Annotated in this window: 1 tRNA gene and 2 rRNA genes (1 of these 3 cut by a window edge); all 3 read right to left on the bottom strand. The window is 54.6% G+C overall.

The annotated features are described in order from the left end of the window. Positions 1 to 3: 3 nt before the first annotated feature. Positions 4 to 80, bottom strand: a tRNA-Met gene (locus FQU74_RS01935). Between the two features lie 64 nt (positions 81 to 144). Then, positions 145 to 259, bottom strand: a 5S ribosomal RNA gene (gene rrf / locus FQU74_RS01940). Positions 260 to 359: 100 nt separating this feature from the next. Beyond that, positions 360 to 2,500, bottom strand: a 23S ribosomal RNA gene (locus tag FQU74_RS01945); it runs 692 nt beyond the window's last position.

A 2,500-nucleotide genomic window follows, 5' to 3' on the forward strand; every position in this document is an offset into this window, starting at 1 on the left:
TTTTGGTTGCGGGGGCAGGATTTGAACCTGCGGCCTTCAGGTTATGAGCCTGACGAGCTACCGGGCTGCTCCACCCCGCGCCGGGATATCTTTTTGTGTTTTGATTTGTATTGTTCGTTTTGAGAGTATTTGGGTAATTTCTAGGTTTGGCGGTGACCTACTCTCCCACGTCTTGAGACGCAGTACCATTGGCGTGAGTGCCCTTATCGGCCGAGTTCGGGAAGGGATCGGGAGTTTAGCACGCGCTATGACCACCAAACCGAGGAATTACCCAAGTTGTGTCAACATCAGCCGCTGTTATTGCGGTTGTTCAAGTCTATGCTTTTGATTTGTGAGTAACTGTCATGCTGTTACTGGATCAAATCAAGCCTATCGAGCAATTAGTACCAGTCAGCTGAATGCATTGCTGCACTTACACCTCTGGCCTATCGACGTGGTGGTCTTCCACGGCTCTCAAGGGAGACCTTGTTTTGAAGGGGGCTTCCCGCTTAGATGCCTTCAGCGGTTATCCTGTCCGTTCATAGCTACCCAGCACTGCCGTTGGCACGACAACTGGTCCACCAGTGGAACGTTCACCCCGGTCCTCTCGTACTAGGGGCAACTCTTCTCAAGTCTCCTACACCCACGGCAGATAGGGACCGAACTGTCTCACGACGTTCTAAACCCAGCTCACGTACCTCTTTAAATGGCGAACAGCCATACCCTTGGGACCTGCTCCAGCCCCAGGATGAGATGAGCCGACATCGAGGTGCCAAACGATGCCGTCGATATGGACTCTTGGGCATCATCAGCCTGTTATCCCCAGAGTACCTTTTATCCGTTGAGCGATGGCCCTCCCACTTGGGACCACCGGATCACTATGGCCGACTTTCGTCTCTGCTCGACTTGTCAGTCTTGCAGTCAGGCTGGCTTCTGCCATTGCACTCAACGAGCGATTTCCGACCGCTCTGAGCCAACCTTCGCGCGCCTCCGTTACTGTTTGGGAGGCGACCGCCCCAGTCAAACTCCCCACCATGCATGGTCCCGGACCCGGATAACGGGCCGCGGTTAGACATCAAGAGTGCGAAGGGTGGTATCTCAAGGGAGGCTCCACAGAAACTGGCGTCTCTGCTTCGATGCCTACCACCTATCCTGCACATCACAATCCTGATGCCAGTGCAAAGCTGGAGTAAAGGTTCATGGGGTCTTTCCGTCTAACCGCGGGAAGTGTGCATCTTGACACACAGTTCAATTTCGCTGAGTCCACATCAGAGACAGCGGGGAGATCGTTACGCCATTCGTGCAGGTCGGAACTTACCCGACAAGGAATTTCGCTACCTTAGGACCGTTATAGTTACGGCCGCCGTTTACTGGGGCTTCAATTCAGAGCTTGCACCCCTCCTTTTAACCTTCCAGCACCGGGCAGGCGTCAGACTGTATACGTCGCCTTACGGCTTCGCACAGCCCTGTGTTTTAAGTAAACAGTCGCCACCCCCTGGTTTGTGCCCCCCGCCCATAGTTGCCTACAGACGGGGCTCCCTTCTCGCGAACTTACGGGAGCATTTTGCCGAGTTCCTTTGATGTGGTTCTCTCAAGCGCCTTGGTATTCTCTACCAGTCCACCTGTGTCGGTTTGGGGTACGGTCTTGTGGAGGGCTATTTCCAGGAACCTCTAAGCGGCCCACCCAATCCGATAAGGGCAGACAACCTTCGAGATCCGTCACATCCTCCTGGCCCAGGAATATTAACCTGGTTCCCATCGACTACGCCTTTCGGCCTCGCCTTAGGGGCCGGCTTACCCTGCTCAGATTAGCTTTAAGCAGGAACCCTTGGACTTTCGGCGACAGGGTCTCTCACCCTGTTTGTCGCTACTCATGTCAACATTCTCGCTTCCGATCTCTCCACCGGATCGCTTACGCGCCGGCTTCACAGAAAGCTCCTCGCCTCCATGCTTCCCCGAGAGGAAGACAAGAGGCATGGAGCTATATCACGGAACGCTCCGCTACCACGCACATTGCTGTGCATCCTGAGCTTCGGCTCGTGGCTTGAGCCCCGTTACATCTTCGCCGCAGGACGTCTTGACTAGACCAGTGAGCTGTTACGCTATCTTTAAAGGATGGCTGCTTCTAAGCCAACCTCCTGGTTGTTTTGGACGTCCCACATGCTTTCCCACTTAGCCACGAATTAGGGGCCTTAGCTGCAGGTCAGGGTTGTTTCCCTCTTCACGACGGACGTTAGCACCCGCCGTGTGTCTCCCGGATAGTACTCTCGGGTATTCGGAGTTTGCTTAGGCTCAGTAAGTCTGTGGGACCCCATCACCCATGCAGTGCTCTACCCCCCGAGGTATTCGTCCGAGGCGCTACCTAAATAGCTTTCGCGGAGAACCAGCTATCTCCAGGTTTGATTGGCCTTTCACCCCTAGCCACAAGTCATCCAGACCCTTTTCAACGGGTGTTGGTTCGGACCTCCAGTACGTGTTACCGTACCTTCATCCTGCTCATGGCTAGATCACCTGGTTTCGG

The sequence above is a fragment of the Gemmobacter aquaticus genome, assembly GCF_007859075.1.
In the GTDB taxonomy this organism is placed as follows: domain Bacteria; phylum Pseudomonadota; class Alphaproteobacteria; order Rhodobacterales; family Rhodobacteraceae; genus Gemmobacter; species Gemmobacter aquaticus.